Raw genomic sequence first — 17,995 nt, 5'->3', positions numbered from 1 at the left:
GCGATCCGGGACGGTCACCATGAAGGAACGGGTGTTGCGGCGACAGTGCCGCCGCCTGCTCAGAGAACTGGACATCCAAGCGCCCCTTGACGTTCGCGCGCTCTGCGACCGGCTGGCCCGGCACCGGGGCAGGCCGATCAAGCTCGTCGACTACCCGCTGCCGGTGCCGGGCGAGTTCGGGGTCTGGTTCGCCAGCGACACCACCGACTACGTTCTCTATCAGCGGGAAACCACGAAAACCCACCAAGATCACATCATCCTGCACGAGGTGGGCCACATCATCGCCGGGCACAGCAGCGACGAAACCGACGACGCGCTGTTGCAGCGGCTGTATCCCGACATCGCGCCCGACGTGGTGCGGCGCGCGCTGCTGCGCCGGACGCACTACGACGCCGACCAGGAACGGGAGGCGGAGACGGTCGCGACGATCATTCTCGAATGGGCGTCGGTGATCAACTACGTCGCTCCGCAGGTGCCCGGCGGGCGGGCGTTGCAGACCGCGCTCAACGGCCGTAGGGGCTGGCTGTGAGCCTGCAGATCACCCTGCTGGTCGCGCTCACGATCGGTGCGGTGTGGAAGACCGTCGACCTCGTCCGTTCCGCCGGTGACCGGCTGCTCCGGTTGCTGGTCGCCTGCCTGTGGCTGCTCGCGCTCGGGCACGCGCTGAGCCTCACGGTGGTCACGAAGGCCCTCGACGCCGCGACGACGCTCGGTGTGTCCAAGGTCGCCTACAACGCGCTGGTGATGAGCGGGCTGTTCGCGCTGGTGTCCTTCTTCGTGTACGCGACGCGCGGCGACGGGCCCGCCGCCCGCCGCCGGTTCCGGATCGACGGCGTCCTGCTCGCCGCGACGTTGCTGGCGATGCTCGTGCTGATGATCGTGACGCCAGCCGCGCTGCGCGGGCACACGCTGTCCACGCCGAACATCACCGAAGCGCCGATCGCGTGGTTCTATCTCGTCGGGAACGTCTACTTCGTCTACGCGTACCTGGTCAGCGGGCTGTGGGCGCTGCGGTACTCGGTCCCGGCGTCGCGGTCGCTCACCGTGGCGCTGTGGATCATCACGCTCGGCCTCGCCGGGCTCACGTTCACCTCGGTCAACCGCGCGATCTGGGTGCTCATCCGGTACAACGGCGGTCCGCCGCTCAAGGGCCTCAACGCGATCAACTGGCCGATCTCCAACGCGTCGTTCGTGCTCGTCACGCTCGGGATGTGCCTGCCCGCGGTGGTGCAGCTGATCGGGGCGGTCCGCTCGTGGCTGCTGCACCGCAGGCTCTACCGCGAACTGGACCCGCTCTGGTCGGCGCTGCACCGGGCGTTCCCGGAGCTGGAACTGGAGCGGCCCGAGAACGGCCGGTTCCGGTTCGGCCGCACGCATCGCGGGTTCTACCGCAGGCTCATCGAATGCCGGGACGGGCTCGTGCGGCTCAGCCCGTACATCGCGATCGCGGCGAAGGGCGAGGACGTCAGCCGGTGCACGCCCGCGGAGCTCGCCGGGTACATCAGGTTCGCCCTCACGCTGAAGCCGGGCGAGGAGGATCCCGGCAACGCGCTGAACGCGGTGTCGGTGGCGATCCCGGAGGGGAGCGACATGAACTCCGACGTCCGCGGCCTGGTCGCGGTGTCGAACGCGCTCGTGGAAAGCCGGGCATAGGCGGATGAACGGTCTGCTGCTCAGTGCGGCGCGGGTGCTCACCGGCCCTGCCGGCGAGTGCGTCGAGGACGGTGCCGTCCTGGTCGAGGACGGTGTGCTCCGCGCCGTCGGACCGCGCCGGGAGGTCGAGCGGCTGGCCGGTCCGGACACGCCGCGGCGCGATCACCCCGAAGGGACGATCCTGCCCGGACTGATCGACGCGCACGTCCACCTCGCCTTCGATTCGAGCGCCGACCCGCTCACCGCGGTCGCGCGCGCCGATCCGGCGAAGCTGCTGCTGGGGATGGCCGGGCGGGCGCAGCGTCTGCTGTCCGCCGGGGTCACCACGGCCCGTGATCTCGGTGACCGGGACGGCCTGTCGGTCGTCCTGCGGGACGCGATCGCGGCCGGGAGTCTCGCCGGGCCGCGGATCCTCGCCGCGACGACGCCGCTGACCTGTCCCGGTGGGCACTGCGGGTTCCTCGGCGGCGAGGCGGGCACGGACGCCGAGATCCGGGGCCAGGTCGAGCGTGCCGCGGCGGCGGGCGCGGACCTGGTCAAGGTGATGGCCTCCGGTGGCGCGCTGACGCCCGGCGGGCCGCGGATGTGGGAGCCGCAGTTCACCGCGGCACAGCTGCGGCTGATCGTGGACCACGCGGCGGAACACGGCCTCGGCGTCGCCGCGCACGCGCACGGCACGGACACGATCGCGCACTGCGTCGAGGCCGGGGTGCGGACGCTGGAACACTGCTCGTGGCGGGTCGAGTCGGGACTGCGGTACGACCACGATCTCGCGCGCGAGATCGCCAGGCGGCGGATCGGCGTGTGCCGGTGTGTCTCGGGGGACTGGCGGCTGTTCCTCACCCAGCTCGGGCCGAACGCGGACGCGCTGGTCGACTCGATCCTGCGGATGCGCGAGGCCGGAGTGCTGTTCATCGCGGGCACCGACGCCGGGGTCCCCGGCGCCCGGTTCGACGACTACGCGGGCATGCTGGAGTTCTTCGCCGAACTCGGTTTCGGGAACGCCGAGATCCTCGACATGGCCACGGTGAACGCCGCCGAAGCGCTCGGGCTCGGCGACACCGGACGGCTCGCGGCGGGCCTGCGGGCCGACGTACTCGTCGTCCGCGGCGACCCGCTGGCCGAACTGGCCGCGCTGCGCGAGGTCTCCCTGGTCCTCACCGCCGGCCGCGCGTACGTCCCCGCCCCCTGACGTCCCGCTCTCTGCGGAGTCCACAATGGACACTCGATGAGTCCAGACTCCCTACCCGCCTGGCTCCCCACCGGCCCCGGCACCCCGCGCGCCCGGATTCCCACGCGTTTGTATCCCACCTGCCCCGTACCCCCACACGTCCCGATTCCCACCGGGGTCCGGATCCCCTGGGTATACCCCCACCCTCCCGGGGGCACCCCTGCAACCAGCGTATCGCCGTGGGGGTTCGCGGAGGGGGTGCCCGGCGAATCTGTGGACAACCGGAGCCCTTGTGGACAACTCGCGCGCGGGGGTGTCTCGCCGGTCCCGCACCGAAGGCGTCCCTCGGCACAACCAGAGCCGGGCCGGGTGCTGAAGCACGCCCGTTCAGTCCAGGCGCAGGTGGGCGGCGAGAAGGTCGCGGGCGCCGGAGTCCCAGTTGCGCTGGATGAGCCGGGTGTGCTGGGTCAGCCGGCGCACCGCCGGGTTCCGGGAGCAGCGCAGCCGCTCGGCGACCGCGGGCAGCGCGTCGAGGCGCGACCGGATCGCGCGGAGGTCACCGAAGCCGAGCAGGCCCCGTTCGAGCCGGTCCCGCATCGCGCGCGGATCGGCCTGGACGGCGAGCGAGAACAGCGACTTGTCGCGCCCGTAACAGAAGTCGTGCAGGAACAGCAGATCCGCGACGTCCTGGTCGGTCGCGGTGTCCCCGAACGCCGCCCGGCCCAGCCGTTCGCGGAAGTCCGCGTCGGACAGGTCGGGGTTCACCGCGTACTCGCGCAGCGCGACCCGGTTGACGGCGACCACGGGGTCCCGGTAGGGGTTTTCGTCCAGGTCGATGAAGTCGAATCCGAAGGGGCGCAGCTGCTGTCCGACGAGGTTCGTTTCGCCGAACTCGGCGTGCTCCGCGACGAAGGTGAAGAACTCCTGGGAAGGGAAGTAGGACGCGAAGCCGTGCTCGTGCACCCAGCGGACGCTCGCCCGCACGTTCCCCGGCGGCTGGCTGATGACGTCCAGGTCGAAGTAGTAGGCGCGCGAGACCTTCTTCGCGAATTCGAGGTTGACCGTCCACGGGCTGAAGATCACCGTCCACCGTGGATCGTAGGGGAGGGTGGCGCCGTTGGGCCCGCCGACGAAGTAGTTGGGGTGCACGATGATCTCCGCGCCGGGGTCGTGCGCCCATACCTCGTCGGACAGTTGCCGGACGAACTCGAACTCGATCTCGTAGTAGTGTTTCGGCCCGCCGCAGTCGCCGCCGGTGCAGATGTCGATGTCCGAGGACTCGATGAGCAGGCCGTCCGCGTTCGGATAGAAGTCGAAGTACATCTCGCGCGCGTATTCGAGCATGAACAGTTTCGCGTCGGCCTTCGTCGGGTCGAGGTTGTAGCCCCACGAATGGATGCCCTGCGTCCTGGCCAGTTTGCCGTTGGCCTGCTGGGCCTTCAGATCCGGCCGTTCGAGCGCGTACTGGTTGGTGCCGTCGTAGGTGTAGGGCGTGAAGCCGAGCAGGACGCTGATGTCCTTGGTGTGCGCGTAGTCGATGAGCTCGCCGACGAAGTTGTCGCACACGTTGCGGTGGTTCCGGTTGTACCGCCACGTGATCGGGAACTTCCGGGACCGGAACGCGCCGCCCATCCACAGCACGACCCGGTGCACGCCGTCCTCGGCAAAACTGTCCATGATGGACTTCCAGGTGCGCAGCCCGGCGGTCGGGATGCGACAGAAGGTGAGGTAGCAACCCCGGCCGACGGGCAGCGCAGACGGGGTCATCGGGATCTCCGGCATCGGCGGTGGCACCGCGTGCGCCGGCCCCGCCGAAACGGCGGGCTGGAGCAGCGAGCCCGCGAGGGCGGCGCTTCCGATCCGAAACACGTCACGTCTGCTGACCATCGCGGCCCCCTGGGGTCGGGCGCCCGGACTCCGTGGTGTCCGGCGGTATCCCTCCGACGTTAAGTTGCCGGTGCCGGAAGGAAAAGCCGCGTTGCCCCATTGGCGTAGACCAGTGATCAAGAATTGCGGCAGACGGCGCAACCGGTGAAGGCGAGACGACCATCCTGTTTGATCCGGACGCCAGCCGCCGCTATGTCCACTGTGGATCTTCCGGTTGCCCGTGTACGGATCGGATGGTCCGGGGCCGCGCCCGCGTGGCGGATCACGAGCGGGCGGGCGGTCGCGGCCGCGGTGCTCGCCACGAACATCCGGAAGAGCCGGGTCGCCCGGCGGGTCCGCCGTGTGCGCTGAGTGACCGGCGCTGCGGGCGGACGGCGACGACGGTGGCCTCCCCGGCCGGGCCGGGCGCACGGATCGGGCGCGGCGGCGGTCCGGTGAGGGGAAAACACATCGTTTTCCGGATTTTCCTGGTGAACCGTCCGGTAACCTCCACTGGCGAGGGCTTTGTCCCCGGATCCGCTATTGCCCACTCTCGGCGACTACTAAGATGCGCTCAATGCGCACCGGGGACGTGATCGCCAGTCGGTACCGGCTCGAAGATGAACTGGGCTCGGGTTCCAACGGCGTGGTGTGGAGCGCGTTCGATCGGAAGCTGAAGCGGCTCGTCGCACTGAAGCGGCCCCATTCCCTGCGCGGGGAAACGGAGCGTGACCGTTTCCGGAGAGAGGCCGAGAACGCGGCTCAGGTTTATCACCCGAATGTCGTCTCCGTCTTCGACACGGTCGACGGCGACGACTGCTGGCTCGTGATGGAATACCTCCCCTCGCGCAGCCTCGACAAGATCATCGAGCACGGGCCGCTGGCGCCGGAGCGGGTGGCGCGGATCGGCGTGCAGGTCGCGTCCGCGCTGCGGGCCCTGCACGTTCGCGGCGTGGTGCACCGGGACGTCAAGCCGGGCAACATCCTCGTCTCCGAGAACGACCTGGCCAAGCTGGGCGACTTCGGGATCGCCGTCTGGCGCGACGTCACGCTGACCGACGACGGGCGGATCAGCGGGACGGCGGCGTACGTGGCCCCGGAGGTGGCGAACGGCAGGCCGGCGACGGCGGCGTCCGACGTGTTCTCCCTCGGCGCCGCCCTGTTCGCCGCGGTGGAGGGCGCCCCGCCGTTCGGCACCGGGCATCCCGAGGCGGTGCTCGCGCGCGCCAGGAAGGGGACCATCCCGCCGACGCGGAACGCGGGCCCGCTCGCGCCGGTGCTTGACGACATGCTCCGCACCCGGCCCGCGGAGCGGCCGGGTACCGACGAGGTGGCCGAACGGCTCAGGGAGTGCGCGGGCGGCTGGGAGCCACCGGTCGCCCCGCCGCCGGTCGCGGCCCCCGCCCGCGGGCCGAGGCGGCGGGTGTACCGGCTGGCCGGCGCGGCCGTGGTGCTCCTGGTGATCGCCGCGGCCGTGACCATTCCCTTCCTGCACCAGGAGACGCCGCCCGCCGGGGACGTCATCGGCGAACCGCGCACGGCCGATCCGTGCGCGCTGACCGACCAGCAGGCCATGCGGCCCTTCGGCGAGGTCGAAATGCAGAACGACTACGGCGGCTTCGAACGCTGCGATCTCCTCATCGCGGTGGGACCGCGCAGGCAGGTGGACATCGCGGTCGAGTTCTCGGCACCGGACCCGGACGTCCCGCGTGCCGTCCAGCCGGGGCGGTTCGACGTCCAGGTGAACCCGCGCAATGGTGACGAATGCGATCGCGCGGTGCGCGCGACGCAGCAGGTCGACGTCTGGATCACCGCGAAGCAGAAGGACGCCACGGCCGATCTGTGCGGGATGGCCGATGTCGCCACCCAGAGCGTGCTCGACAAGCTCCGCCATGGTCAGCTGCCCCGGCGCCGGCCGTTCGAACCCGCGTCGCTGGCCAACTTCGACGCGTGCGGGCTGTTCAACGGCAGCGCGCTCGCCGCCGTCCCCGGCATCGACGCGATCCACCCGCGGGTCGGGTTCGGCAACTGGAAATGCGAGTGGCACAGCACGACCGAGAAGACCGACCTGCAGGTCAAGTTCGAGCGGAACGAGAAGATGACCGCCGTTTCGGGCGCGCCGACACAGCTGGCCGGCCACGAGGCGTATGTCATGCCGACGGAGGGGAAGACCAGCGGATCGTGCATGGTCCGGGTGGTGCACCGGGCCTACGTCGACCAGCACGGCCGCGCGGCGGTGGAGCACGTGACGGTGGAGCTGATCGGCAAGAAACCGGCCAAGGACTACTGCGCGATGGCGACCGCCATCGGCAGGGCCGCCGCGGACGCGCTGCCGAGCTGAATCGACGCGGGAGGGGTCCCGGCCGTCCTGCCTACGCTGGGCGCGGGACCGGCTCGTCCGGCTGCCGGAACCGTGAGGAGGAACTGCCGTGAGACTGCGTTCGAGTGACGGCGAAGGCCACAGACTGCCCAGCGACCACGGCAGCCTGGCGTTCGGGGTGGCACCCCGCTACCCCGGGCCCGCGAAGACACCCGCCCCCGGCGCGATCTCCGCGCTCGCGATCGGCGGCGGCTACACCGTCGGCCCCCGGGAGAACCGCACCGTCCTGTTCGGACGGAACAAGGACGAGGTGCATGTCTGCGTCGGCGAGGACGACCGGCGGGTCAGCAGGCAGCAGGGCGTGCTCACGCACCGCCAGGGCCAGTGGTGGGTGGGCAACACGGGACGGCTGCCGATCCGGCTGCCGCAGTCCCGGTGGCTGTTCCCCGAGGAGGAGGAAGTCCCGCTCACCTCCGGGTACACGCCGATGTTCCTGCGCGGCTCGGCCGAACGCGAGCACCTGCTGGAGGTGTACGTGGTCGGGTCGAACGGCGAGCAGCCGACGGCGGTGCACACCGAACCCACCGACACCCCGCGCACCTGGCGGCTGGAGCCGCACGAGCGCTTGGTCCTCGTCGCGCTCGGACAGCGCTACCTCCGGCACGAGGCGCGGCCACAGCCGCTGTCCCGCGTCCAGGTGGCCGATCTGCTCGCCGAGTTGCAACCGGACGGGGAATGGGGATACCGCAAGGTCGAGCGGGTCGTCGCGAACGTCCGGTGGCGGCTGGCCCACGCCCGGCATCCGGTGGCCGGACTGACGAAGGAAGAGGTGCCGGAGCCGGTCGGAAACTGGCTCAACCACAACCTTTTGACCGAGCTCGTGATGAACACGACCACGCTGGTGCCGCCGGACCTGGCCCTGCTCGACGAGCCGGACGGGGCGGAACCGGCGAGCTGACGCCGGGCGCCGGTCACCTTTTCCGCGCGGCGGGAGTCGTCAGTGTGGACGACTCCCACCGCGTCATGAGGAGGCCGATGCCCGTGCCCACCCAGCTCCACCTCGTCGTCACGATCATCACCATCGTGATCAACGCGGCGATCGCCGCCGCCGACTTCGCCAGGGCGAAGTTCGTGTTGGCCAACTCGGCGGCGGTCGACGTCCCGCCCTCGTGGCTGCCGACGCTGGCCACGCTCAAGGCCGCGGGCGCCGCGGGTCTCCTGCTTGGCCTGCTGGGATTCCGGGAGATCGGGCTCGCCGCCGGGATCGGGCTGACGCTGTTCTTCACCGGCGCCGTGGTCGCGCACATCCGCGCCCGCGTACTCCGCACCATCGCCGTCCCCGGGCTTTTCCTGGTGCTGGCGGCCGCGAGTGCCGTTCTCGCCCTCGCGCGCTGATCCGGCTCTTTTCCGGTTTCGGCAAAAATGTTTGCCGGAATCGCCCCGGTGACCGGATGCTCGCCCGCGGAGGTGCCGAGCAATGGATTTTCACTGGGGAACGGCGGACACCCTGCCGCCGGAAGAGGACTTCGCCGCGCGGGCGGGACGATCGGCTGAGGGGGCGGGCCGATGAGTACGACGGTGGACCCGCCGCGGACCGCGACCGGCCGGTTGCCGCTGGGGGTGTATCTGCTCGCCTTCAGCCTGTTCGCGATGGGCAGCGCCGAGTTCCTGCTGGCGGGTGTGCTGCCCGCGGTCGCGGAGGATCTGCGTGTCCCGCTCGCGTCGGCGGGCGGCCTGATCACCGCGTTCGCGCTCGGCGTCGTGCTCGGGGGCCCGCCGTTCGCGGTACTCAGCCTGCGCTGGCCGCGGCGTACCGCGCTGCTGGTCACCCAGCTCGTATTCGCCGCCGCCGTCGTGGCCGGTCTGCTCGGTGACTACCCGACCCTGCTGGTCTGCCGGTTCGTCGCCGGGGTGGCCTACGCCGGGTTCTTCGCGGTCGCCTCGGTGACCGCGGTGAGCCTGGCCGGTCCCGGCCGCAGCGCCCGCGCCTCAGGCGTGGTCGTCAGCGGTCTCAGCGTGGCGATGGTCGCCGGTGGTCCGCTGGGGACGTTGCTCGGGGCGTTCGTCGGGTGGCGGGGCGGGTTCTGGGCGGTGGTCGTGCTCACCCTCGCGGGCGCGGCCGCCGGTGCGTTCGGGGTGCCCGCGACCAGGTCGTCGGTCGTGCCGAGTGTCCGGCGGGAGTTCGTCGCGATGCGCAGGCCGCGGCTGTGGGGTGTCTACGCGATCACGATCCTGAGCACCGCGGCGTACATGGTCTCCTTCAACTACCTGGCCGCCGTGCTCGCCGAGGTCACCCGTGTCCCGGGGGTGTGGATCCCGGCGGTTCTCGCGTTGTTCGGGGCCGGTGCCTTCGCGGGGCTTTCCCTGGGCGGGCGGATCGCCGACCGGCGTCCGCACCGGGCGCTTCTGGCCGGGGCGGTGGGGACCGCGGTGCTCTCCGTCCCGCTGGCCGTGTTCGCCGACCGGGCGTGGGTGGTCGTCCCGGTGGTCTTCCTGCTCGGCGTCGCGGCGTTCGTGCTGAATCCCGCGGTCTACGGCCGGGTGTTCACCATCGCCGCCGACGCACCGACCCTGGCGGGCGCGGTCACCGTCTCGGCGTTCCAGCTGGGCATCAGCCTCACCCCGGTCTTCGCCGCCGTGGCGCTCACCACGGGTGCCCCGGTCACCACCGTGTCCTGGATCGGCGCCGCGCTGGCCCTGCTCACCGTCCCCCCGATCCTCCTGGACCACAAACCAAACCACCCACGCCGTCAACATGACCAAAACTCGTGAAGGCGACCACGCCAACACGCCTAGGGGACCACAGGTGGGGGTCCGGGGGCGAAGCCCGCCGGGCGGGGTTCGGGAGTACACGAAGCACGCAAGGTGACACGCGTTGCGTGCCGGGGGTCCGGGGGTTGTCCCCCGGGTAGATACCACGGACACCGGGAGCGATCCCCGAAGGGATCGCGAACAGGGACATCCGTCTCGAGTGGGGCCGGAGAGACTCGAACTCTCACTGGCACGGACCTAAACCGTGTGCCTCTGCCAATTGGGCTACGGCCCCCAAGAACGCTCTGTGCAGCGTAGCGCGCGAGGAGATCGGCTTCGCTCGGCGTGGCCAGTGCCGGGTACGCGGGCGGTGTCCTCTAACGTGGGCGCTTGAAGTACCGAAGCGGCGAGGAGGACACGTGGCTCGCGATCCCGAGACCATCGAGCGTGAGATCGAGCAGGCCAGGAACGCGCTGGCGGCCACGCTCGACCAGCTCGGCACCAAGGCCGACCCCCGTAAGCTCGCCGATCAGGCGAGTCAGGGCATCAAGGCCAAGCTGAACGAGCCCAAGATCAAGTTCCCGTTGATCGGCGCCGGGGCCCTCATCGGCTTCCTGTTGCTGCGCAAGCTGTTCCGCTGAGTCAGGCCCGGGCGGCCGGCGGCGTCGCGGCCTTGGCGGATGCCTTGGCCTTGGTGTCGTCGGCCTTCGGCTCGTCCGGCTTGCGGTCCTCGACGGCCTTGGGGAGCTGCTTGCTCGGCGGGAGCTGCGGTTTCCCGGTCGTCTTCTCCGCCGCGGGTGCTTCGGCCTGCTTCGGGGCGATGGCCGAAGGCGGGACCTCCAGCGGCGCGATCTCCGGCAGTGTCAGCCGCGCGGTCATGTAGGCCGTGGTGAACTCGAGCGCGCTGCCGTTGAGCAGGTGCACCACCGTCGACTTGCCTTCCGGTGCCAGCTTCTCCACGAGCTGGTCCGCCCGGTCCCTTGCCGCGATGATGCCGGGCGCCCTGGCGGTCAGCTGCTTCCCCCCGCCGCTCACCGTGATCGTCCAGTCGGCGTCCTCCTGGACGTAGTTCGCCGTGATCGGTTCCACCATCTGCGCTCACCCCTTCCCCTCATCAGCATGCGTCACAGAGTCGGACTCGGCCACCGCGCACGCATGACGGAATTACCCGCCTCGTTGCGCGGCTGTGACAGTCCAACACACTTCGTCCGTGTTATCGATACCGTAATACAACTCTGTGTCACAAGACACGGAGTTCAATGTGCTCTCCGTGACGACCTCATGGCCTAGTGCGCGGGCATCTTCACGGGCATTTCACCCTTGGCGGGGATCCAGGCCTCGCCAGAGCACGTCCATCGCGTACTCGGTGGCCATCTCCGGGGTGACTTCCTCGTGCTGCTCGCACCAGATGGCGAGCCGTTCGTTCGAGCCGACCACGATCTGCGCGGTGGCCTCGGCGCGCAGGTGGTCGTCGTCGGCGAGGTAGGCGCTCACCATCGCGGCGATCAGGTCGGTCTGCTGGCGCCGGATCTGCTCGATCTCCTCCGCGGCGGGGGTGCCGATCAGTGCCATCTCGTGGCGGAGCAGGGACCACGCCTGCCGTCGTTCGCGGATGAACACGAAGAACGCCAGCATGCCGCGGCGCAGCGCCTCCTCGGCGGTGGCCGCCCCGACGGTCGCCTGCGCGGTGACGTCGCGCAGTTCGGTCCGTGACTGCCGGATGCAGGCCACGAGTAGGCCTTCCTTCGAATCGAAGTACTCGTACAGCATCGGTTTGGAGACGCCGACCAGTTCGGCGATCTCGTCCATCGACGCCGCCGCGTATCCCCGTGCCGAGAACACCTGCTCGGCCACTTCGATCATCTGCCGTTCCCGTTCGGCGCGGGGCATGCGCTTGCGTTTGGCGGTGGTCACGGGTCACACTCTACCGTCAGTAACCTACTCCGAGTAAGATGGACTCCGGGTAACAGGAACTTCGGGAGGTCGGCTGATGGGCAAGCGCACCGAAACGGGGGTCGTCATCGTCGGGACCGGGTTCTCCGGCCTCGGCATGGCGATCCAGCTGCGCAAGGAGGGGCGCGAGGACTTCGTGATCCTCGAGAAGGCCGGCGACGTCGGTGGGACGTGGCGGGACAACAGCTACCCCGGCTGCGCGTGTGACATCCCGTCGCACATGTACTCGTTCTCGTTCGAGCAGAATCCCGGCTGGTCACGGGCCTATTCGCCGCAGCCGGAGATCTGGCGCTACATGCGCGGGGTCGCCGACAAGCACGACCTGCGCCGCTTCGTCCGCTTCGGCCAGGAGATGACCGGTAGCCGCTGGGACGCCGACGAGAACCGCTGGTACGTCACGACCGCGTCCGGGGACGAGTTCGTCGCCGAGGCGCTCGTCCTCGGCGTCGGGGCGCTGCACCTGCCGATGATCCCGGCGCTGCCCGGCATCGAGAACTTCGCCGGCCGCGCCTTCCACTCCGCGCGGTGGGACCACGGCTACGACCTGGCGGGCAAGCGCGTCGCGGTCGTCGGCACCGGGGCGAGCGCCATCCAGTTCGTGCCGAAGATCGCCCCGGACGTCGCGAACCTGACGCTGTTCCAGCGCACCCCGCCGTGGGTCATGCCCAAGCCCGACCGGGCGATGCCGGGCTGGCTGCGCGCGCTGTTCCGCGCGGTGCCCCCGGTGCAGCGGGCCTACCGCGACTTCGTCTACTGGCGGCTGGAGGCGCGGGCGCTCGGGTTCAACGGCCAGTCCTGGGTGATGAAGCTCGGCCAGCGCCTGGCCAAGCGCAACATCGACAAGGCGGTCAAGGATCCGGGACTGCGGGCCAAGCTCACCCCGGACTACACCATGGGCTGCAAGCGGGTCCTGATCTCCAACGACTACTACCCGGCGCTGGCCAGGGACAACGTCGACGTCGTCACCGACGGCGTCGCCGAGGTCCGGGAGCACAGCGTCGTCGACACCGCCGGGGTCGAGCACGAGGTCGACGCGATCATCTACGGCACCGGCTTCCACGTCACCGACGCCTTCGACGAGCTGGAGATCCTCGGCCGGGACGGGCGGGACCTCGGCAAGGAGTGGGCGAGCGAGGGGATGCGGACGCATCTGGGCATCACCGTGTCCGGGTTCCCGAACCTGTTCATGCTGCTGGGCCCGAACACCGGCCTCGGGCACAACTCGGTGGTCTTCATGATCGAGTCGCAGATCTCCTACGTCGCCGAGGCGCTGCGGATGGCCCGCGGCAGGGCGCTCGACACGCGGCCGGAGGCGCAGGAGCGGTTCAACTCCGAGATCCAGCGGAAGCTGGCGAAGGGGATCTGGACGCGCGGGGGCTGCAAGAGCTGGTACCTCGACGCGAAGGGTGTCAACCGGACGATCTGGCCCGGTTTCACCTGGCGTTACTGGCTGGCGACGCGCAAGGTCCGCCGGTCCGACTACGAACTCCTCGGCTGATCAAGCGGTCCGTGAATGCCACATCGAGGGACTCAGAGTCCCTCGATGTGGCATTCACGGACTTCGGGGGAGGGGTCAGTGGGGGGCCAGGTTCCGCAGTTCGGCGATGAGGTCGACGGTCGGCATCTGGCACAGCTCGGCCATGGTCTCCAGCGCGGGCAGGTCGAGCGCGACCTCGGCGGACCCGTTCTCACCGGCCTGGCGCAGCCTGCCCTCGGCCCACCGGCGCAGCGGCAGCAGTTCGGGCCGGGCGTTGCTGACGACCTCGCGCAGGTCGATCCGCACGCGGCCGGGCTCCTCGGTGAACACCCGCCGGTGCACCTTCGCCAGCAGGTCCTGCGGTAGCTCGTCCATGGCCACGCACAGCTCGACCAGGCGCACCACGGAGCACTGCCGGGTTCCGAGCTCGTAGGTGGCCAGCGTCTGCAGCGAGATCTCGCTCTGCAGATGCTGGTTCAGTTCCTTGCGCGTCCAGCCTCGCCTGCGCCGGAGCTTGCGGAGCTCGTCGCCGAGTATCCGCTGGTAGTCCTCAGCGTCGATCAGCACGTCACGATCCCCTGCCCTGCTAGCCGACTCAACGACACCCGCACGGGGGTGACAAATCCCGTGCGGATGCACCTCACGGGTATGAAAGTCGGCAGGGGGCCCGCTCTTACGCGGTTTCGGGCATGTCTTTGGGGACAATTTCCGGCATTGGACCGAATGGGCTACCCGGAGGCGGCCGAACGGCTCAGTTGACGCAGGGGACGCCTTCGGCCGTGATCGGCTTCTCGTCATCTTGCGCGGGCGGCGCAGCCTGCTGTTGCTGCTGGCCGGACGCCTGCTGCTGGACGGGTGCCGCGGAGGACTCGTTCGCCACCGGCGAGACCAGGCTCTGGTAGTCGGACCCGATGAAGACCATGACGTGCCCGGCGTCGACGGTCCTGTCCTCCACGATCGTGGGCTTGCCGCCGAGCGCGTCCGCGACGGCCTGCCCCGCGGCCCGCTGGCCCGGCGGGACCGAGATCACCGTGGACCGGCGCGTCGAGGCGGTCGCGGTGTCGCCCGCGGTGAAGCCCTTGTCGGTGAGCTGCTTCTGGACCTTCGCCGCGAGCCCGTCGACGCCGACGGTGTTGCGGACGTCCACGGTGGTCGACTTGTTCTTGTCCGCGTTCGTGTCCGGCGCCGGCGCGGGCTTGCCGGCGGGCGCGGTCAGGCCCTGCACGAAGTCGTGGACCTGCTTCGGGTCGACCTGGACGGCGGAGCCGTCTTCGGGGGTCTGGTAGTCGGGGTTGACCACCGGGATGGTGCGGAACTCGAGCTGGCCGCCGGTCAGGCCCTTCATCTGCTGCGCGAAGCCGAAGATGTCCCAGTTCTGGTTGAGCACGACGGACTTCTTGATCGCGTCGATCAGCGAGTTCAGCGTGGCCGGGTTCGCCAGCGTCCCGGCGGAGAGCACCTTGCGCGCCATCCCGGCCATGAACACCTGCTGGCGCACGACCCGGTCGAGGTCGCCGCGCGGGAGGCCGTGCCGCTGGCGGACGAACTCCAGCGCCTCGACGCCGGCGATCGTGTGCTGGCCCTTGGTGAACTTCGCCCCGGAGTAGGAGTCGTTCACGTTCTCCTTGAGGCAGACGTCGACGCCGCCGATGGCCTTGGTGATGTCGCTGAACCCGAGCAGGTTCACCGCGGCGTAGTTGTCGATGGTCGACCCGGTGAGCTTCTCGATGGTCTGGATCAGCGTCTTCGCCCCGGCCTGGTTGGCCTTGACGTCGAGTTCCTTCGGATCGCTGACACCCTGCTTCTGCAGGTCGTTGCGCGCGTCCGCCATCGCCCGCGCGTACGCGGAGTTGATCTTGTGGCGGCCGTAGCCGCCCGGGATGTCGACGTAGGAGTCACGCGGGATCGACAGCGCGACGGCCTTGCTGCCGTCGTTCGGTATGTGCACGAGGATCAGCGTGTCGGTGTTCAGCTCGCCGTCGGCGACGCCGGCGCGCAGCTCGTCGAGCAGTTCGCGCGGCAGCGGGTTGCCCTGCGCGTCGGTGCGGCTGTCGAGGCCGACCAGCAGGATGTCCCGCGCGCCGTCGGCTGGCTTCTCACCACCCGCGCCGTTGCTGATCACGTCGGCGTAGTTGAGGCCCTTGACCAGGCCCTGCATCGCGGCCCACGCGTAGCCGGTCAGGCTCATGACCAGCAGCGACACCACCACCATGGTGATCTTGACGCCGCGGAACCGCGGTCGGCGCCGCGGCGGCGGGCCACCTCGGCGGGGAGCCGGGGGCCGGGTGCCGCGGGGCGGGACACGTCCGGGCGCGCCCGGCCCGGAGCGGGCGGGGCGGCGGTCGCCTTGCCCGTACCGAGGCTGGTGGTCCACGCGGACGTCTCCCTTCGGGTGATCTGGTTTCCGGGGCCGCCGTTAAGACGCGCGGGCCGTGGTTGCGGTTGCCGTAGGGTGACACATCGTCGTGACGTCTCAACGACGCACCACCCATTTTCCGTCAATCGGTCCCGTTTCGCCTGGTCGTTGCCACAATCGTGGACAAGTCTCAGGACGGCAGGGCCGTCGCGGCACGCCGGGGCAGCAGCGTCGCGGCCGCCGCCGACAACGCGAACACCGCGGTCGCCGCGTGCAGGACGACACCGACCGTCCCCGGCCGGTCGCCGTCCGCCACGGAGAACAGGGTCGGCGCCCCGGCCAGCGCGCACACCAGCCATGTCCCGGTCTTCGCGCTGGTCCCGATCCGCACGGTGTGCAGCAGGAACACCCCGAGCAGCAGGTGGACCACGCTCTGGATCGGGTCGAGCCGCAGGCCGAGCAGTTCGGCGTCGGCGGCGATCGAGCCGAACCGGGTCAGCGCGAACCCGAACACGCCGAGCATCGCGTAGCCGATGCCCAGCGCCGCCGCGGCCCTGGTCAGCTCCGTCGTCCGCCGTCCCGGGCTCTCGTCGGCCCGTGCCGGGCGCGCCTGCCCGTGCCGTTCGAACCACCAGAACACGAGCGCGGCGGGCACCGCCAGCAGCCCGACGGCCAGCAGCGTGCGGGGCCGGACCAGCCAGGCCAGCACGTCCGCGAACCGGCCCGGCAGGTACACGATCGCGATCAGCAGCAGCATCGCGGCGAGGAAGACCAGGTACAGGCTCATCGGCGCCCGCAGCACCCAGCGCGCGGGCCGCCGCACGAAGGCCCGCGCGCCGAGCCGCGCGAGCGGCGCGGACAGCAGTCCGAGCAGGCCGAGCTGGCTGACGCCGAGCAGCAGCACACCCCAGGGCGGCGCGGAGAACGCGGCGGGCGCGCCGGGCCCGCCCAGCAGCAGCGGCGGCGCGCCGAGCAGGACACTCGCCACCGCGAGGCCGGCCACCCCGGCGACGGCCGCGCCCAGCAGCACCGGACGCCCCGGCCGGACGCCGTCGGCGTGCGCGAACGCCAGTTGCTGGGCGAGCAGCGCGATGCCCAGCGTCGCCGCGTACCGGGGCAGCGGGGACCCGGTCAGCCCGGCGAGCAGCTCCCCGGCGAGGACCAGCGCCAGCAGCCCGGCGGCCGTGCTCACCGGCGCCCGGCGGTGCAGGGCCAGCAGCATCGGCGCGAGAACGATCGTGAGCAGGTACACACCGAGCAGCCACAGCGGGTGCAGCGCGATCCGCAGCACCGTCGCGGTCGTCCCGGCGGGGATGCCGAGCACCTCGAGCGCGAGCGGGACGAGCAGCGCGACCACGGCGAAGATCATCACCGGGCGCAGCAGCGGGCCGGCGCGCCCGGCCAGGTATTGGCGGTAGCTCCCGCCCGCCTCGAGTTCGGCGCGCCAGCTCGCCGCGTTCATCCGGCCACCGGCGAAGAAGATGAGCGGGGCGAGCTGGGCCAGCCAGGTCAGCGGCCACACCGCGCCGTCGGGCGCGCCCGCCCACTGCGCCAGCGCGGCCACCGATTCGCCGAGCATCAGCAGGACGACCGAGGCCGCGCCGAGCGTCGCCCAGCGGCCCGCGTCCGGGACCGGGAGCGCGGCGGGTCGCGTCGCGGGCGCCGTCCGGCGGGCGTGCAGCCAGCCGCGCAGGCGGAACACGAGCAGACACGCGATCACCAGCACCCCGGCGATCATCGGGCCGATCGGATCGCCCACCGGCGGGCCCCAGCGCTGGTGCCACGAGTTGACCACGAGCCCGGCCGCGTACAGCGACGCGACCACCTGGCAGGTGTGTGGCGAGTCCATCGGGTTGAGCCCGCAGGTCGCGTGCATGTCCTGCGAGAGCCGCGCGTCCAGCGCCGCCCGGACGCTCTGGCCGAGCGGGTGTCCCTTGTGGTCGGCGTAGCGCAGCAGGTCGTAGCCGAGGTCGTGGGCCTTGCACGGGACCGCGTAGTCCCACTTCGTGTTGTCGTCGCCCCACGGTGTCGAGCAGCCGCCGTCGGTGTGCACCGCGCGGACCGTGCCGTCGCGGGCGGTCATGCTGCCCGGGGTGACACCGCTGACCGCGGTGAAGTCCTTCGGCAGCAGCGCGAGCGCGGTGGCGGCGGGCCCGGGGTGGACCAGCGCGTCGATGGCGTTCTGCGCGGCGAGCACGTCACCGGTCGGCGGGCCCTGGTCGGGCGGCGAGGGCGGGCGCGAGGAGATCAGGCCGAACGCGAACACCACGACCACGACCAGCAGCAGCCAGCCGGACGTCGACCACGGGCGTCGGCGGCGGAGTGACCCCGGCCCGGGGTCCGGCGCGCTCTCGGCGGGAGCTGACATGGCGTCCAGGGTGCCAGCCCGCCCCGGCCGGAGGGAGGGGGCTAGCCCCCGTCCGGTGTGTCGGGCAGTGGATCCTGCCC

General features: G+C 70.8%; 15 protein-coding genes and 1 tRNA gene. 9 read left to right on the top strand and 7 right to left on the bottom strand.

Annotated features, from left to right (window positions below; genetic code table 11):
• Positions 1–19: 19 nt before the first annotated feature.
• The 3 genes from ABD987_RS12175 to ABD987_RS12165 are packed head-to-tail and all read left to right on the top strand — an operon-like array spanning position 20 to position 2,845.
• The gene (locus ABD987_RS12175; protein WP_345390786.1) at positions 20–529 is read left to right on the top strand and encodes a hypothetical protein; all 510 of its coding nucleotides are present in this window, start codon (positions 20–22) and stop codon (positions 527–529) included.
• Positions 526–1,653 (top strand): MAB_1171c family putative transporter, encoded by a 1,128-nt coding sequence (locus tag ABD987_RS12170; RefSeq protein WP_345390783.1) that lies wholly within the window; start codon positions 526–528, stop codon positions 1,651–1,653. Before ABD987_RS12175 ends, ABD987_RS12170 begins: the two co-directional genes overlap by 4 nt.
• A 4-nt stretch (positions 1,654–1,657) precedes the next feature.
• Positions 1,658–2,845: an amidohydrolase family protein gene (locus ABD987_RS12165; protein WP_345390780.1), complete on the top strand. Its 1,188-nt coding sequence runs from the start codon at positions 1,658–1,660 to the stop codon at positions 2,843–2,845.
• Positions 2,846–3,211: 366 nt separating this feature from the next.
• On the opposite strand, the gene ABD987_RS12160 is transcribed toward ABD987_RS12165, so the two are convergent.
• Positions 3,212–4,711 (bottom strand): hypothetical protein, encoded by a 1,500-nt coding sequence (locus ABD987_RS12160; RefSeq protein ID WP_345390777.1) that lies wholly within the window; start codon positions 4,709–4,711, stop codon positions 3,212–3,214.
• 556 nt (positions 4,712–5,267) lie between these two features.
• On the opposite strand from ABD987_RS12160, the gene ABD987_RS12155 reads away from it, so the two are divergent.
• The 4 genes from ABD987_RS12155 (at position 5,268) to ABD987_RS12140 (ending at position 9,782) form a co-directional block, all read left to right on the top strand.
• Complete coding sequence (locus tag ABD987_RS12155; protein ID WP_345390774.1) at positions 5,268–7,031, top strand: serine/threonine-protein kinase; 1,764 nt, start codon at positions 5,268–5,270, stop codon at positions 7,029–7,031.
• 88 nt (positions 7,032–7,119) lie between these two features.
• Positions 7,120–7,968, top strand: a complete 849-nt coding sequence (locus ABD987_RS12150; RefSeq protein ID WP_345390771.1) for an FHA domain-containing protein — start codon at positions 7,120–7,122, stop codon at positions 7,966–7,968.
• A 77-nt stretch (positions 7,969–8,045) separates the two neighbouring features.
• Complete coding sequence (locus ABD987_RS12145; RefSeq protein WP_345390768.1) at positions 8,046–8,405, top strand: DoxX family protein; 360 nt, start codon at positions 8,046–8,048, stop codon at positions 8,403–8,405.
• 171 nt (positions 8,406–8,576) lie between these two features.
• Positions 8,577–9,782, top strand: coding sequence for an MFS transporter (locus ABD987_RS12140; protein WP_345390765.1), 1,206 nt, complete (start codon positions 8,577–8,579; stop codon positions 9,780–9,782).
• A 200-nt stretch (positions 9,783–9,982) separates the two neighbouring features.
• Here ABD987_RS12140 and ABD987_RS12135 read toward each other — a convergent pair.
• Positions 9,983–10,056 (bottom strand) — tRNA-Leu (locus ABD987_RS12135).
• A 124-nt stretch (positions 10,057–10,180) separates the two neighbouring features.
• On the opposite strand from ABD987_RS12135, the gene ABD987_RS12130 reads away from it, so the two are divergent.
• Positions 10,181–10,402: a DUF3618 domain-containing protein gene (locus ABD987_RS12130; protein ID WP_345390762.1), complete on the top strand. Its 222-nt coding sequence runs from the start codon at positions 10,181–10,183 to the stop codon at positions 10,400–10,402.
• A gap of 1 nt (position 10,403) precedes the next feature.
• On the opposite strand, the gene ABD987_RS12125 is transcribed toward ABD987_RS12130, so the two are convergent.
• Positions 10,404–10,853, bottom strand: a complete 450-nt coding sequence (locus ABD987_RS12125; protein ID WP_345390759.1) for a hypothetical protein — start codon at positions 10,851–10,853, stop codon at positions 10,404–10,406.
• Positions 10,854–11,075: 222 nt separating this feature from the next.
• Positions 11,076–11,675 (bottom strand): TetR/AcrR family transcriptional regulator, encoded by a 600-nt coding sequence (locus tag ABD987_RS12120; protein ID WP_345390756.1) that lies wholly within the window; start codon positions 11,673–11,675, stop codon positions 11,076–11,078.
• A 76-nt stretch (positions 11,676–11,751) separates the two neighbouring features.
• Here ABD987_RS12120 and ABD987_RS12115 point away from each other — a divergent pair, with 76 nt between their 5' ends.
• Positions 11,752–13,212 (top strand): flavin-containing monooxygenase, encoded by a 1,461-nt coding sequence (locus tag ABD987_RS12115; RefSeq protein WP_345390753.1) that lies wholly within the window; start codon positions 11,752–11,754, stop codon positions 13,210–13,212.
• 75 nt (positions 13,213–13,287) lie between these two features.
• Here the strand turns inward: ABD987_RS12115 and ABD987_RS12110 are convergent, their stop codons facing one another.
• From ABD987_RS12110 to ABD987_RS12100, 3 genes are all read right to left on the bottom strand, one after another.
• Entirely contained in the window at positions 13,288–13,758 is a 471-nt protein-coding gene (locus ABD987_RS12110; RefSeq protein ID WP_345390750.1) for a helix-turn-helix transcriptional regulator, read from the bottom strand.
• A gap of 184 nt (positions 13,759–13,942) precedes the next feature.
• Positions 13,943–15,565 (bottom strand): LCP family protein, encoded by a 1,623-nt coding sequence (locus ABD987_RS12105; protein ID WP_452039174.1) that lies wholly within the window; start codon positions 15,563–15,565, stop codon positions 13,943–13,945.
• 172 nt (positions 15,566–15,737) lie between these two features.
• A complete protein-coding gene (locus tag ABD987_RS12100) occupies positions 15,738–17,915 on the bottom strand; it encodes a phospholipase (RefSeq protein ID WP_345390747.1) in 2,178 nt (725 codons plus the stop codon).
• Positions 17,916–17,995: the final 80 nt, after the last annotated feature.

The sequence above is a fragment of the Amycolatopsis samaneae genome, assembly GCF_039541975.1.
Lineage (GTDB): Bacteria > Actinomycetota > Actinomycetes > Mycobacteriales > Pseudonocardiaceae > Amycolatopsis > Amycolatopsis samaneae.
Note: the sequence above shows the minus strand (reverse complement) of the source record. Positions and strands in the feature narration are given on the sequence as shown.

Bases quoted from the DNA above. Each gene is read 5' to 3' on its own strand.
- ABD987_RS12175 (WP_345390786.1), top strand. From the start codon at position 20: ATGAAGGAACGGGTGTTGCGGCGACAGTGCCGCCGCCTGCTCAGAGAA.
- ABD987_RS12165 (WP_345390780.1), top strand. From the start codon at position 1,658: ATGAACGGTCTGCTGCTCAGTGCGGCGCGGGTGCTCACCGGCCCTGCC.
- ABD987_RS12160 (WP_345390777.1), bottom strand. From the start codon at position 4,711: ATGGTCAGCAGACGTGACGTGTTTCGGATCGGAAGCGCCGCCCTCGCG.
- ABD987_RS12155 (WP_345390774.1), top strand. From the start codon at position 5,268: ATGCGCACCGGGGACGTGATCGCCAGTCGGTACCGGCTCGAAGATGAA.
- ABD987_RS12145 (WP_345390768.1), top strand. From the start codon at position 8,046: ATGCCCGTGCCCACCCAGCTCCACCTCGTCGTCACGATCATCACCATC.
- ABD987_RS12140 (WP_345390765.1), top strand. From the start codon at position 8,577: ATGAGTACGACGGTGGACCCGCCGCGGACCGCGACCGGCCGGTTGCCG.
- ABD987_RS12125 (WP_345390759.1), bottom strand. From the start codon at position 10,853: ATGGTGGAACCGATCACGGCGAACTACGTCCAGGAGGACGCCGACTGG.
- ABD987_RS12115 (WP_345390753.1), top strand. From the start codon at position 11,752: ATGGGCAAGCGCACCGAAACGGGGGTCGTCATCGTCGGGACCGGGTTC.
- ABD987_RS12100 (WP_345390747.1), bottom strand. From the start codon at position 17,915: ATGTCAGCTCCCGCCGAGAGCGCGCCGGACCCCGGGCCGGGGTCACTC.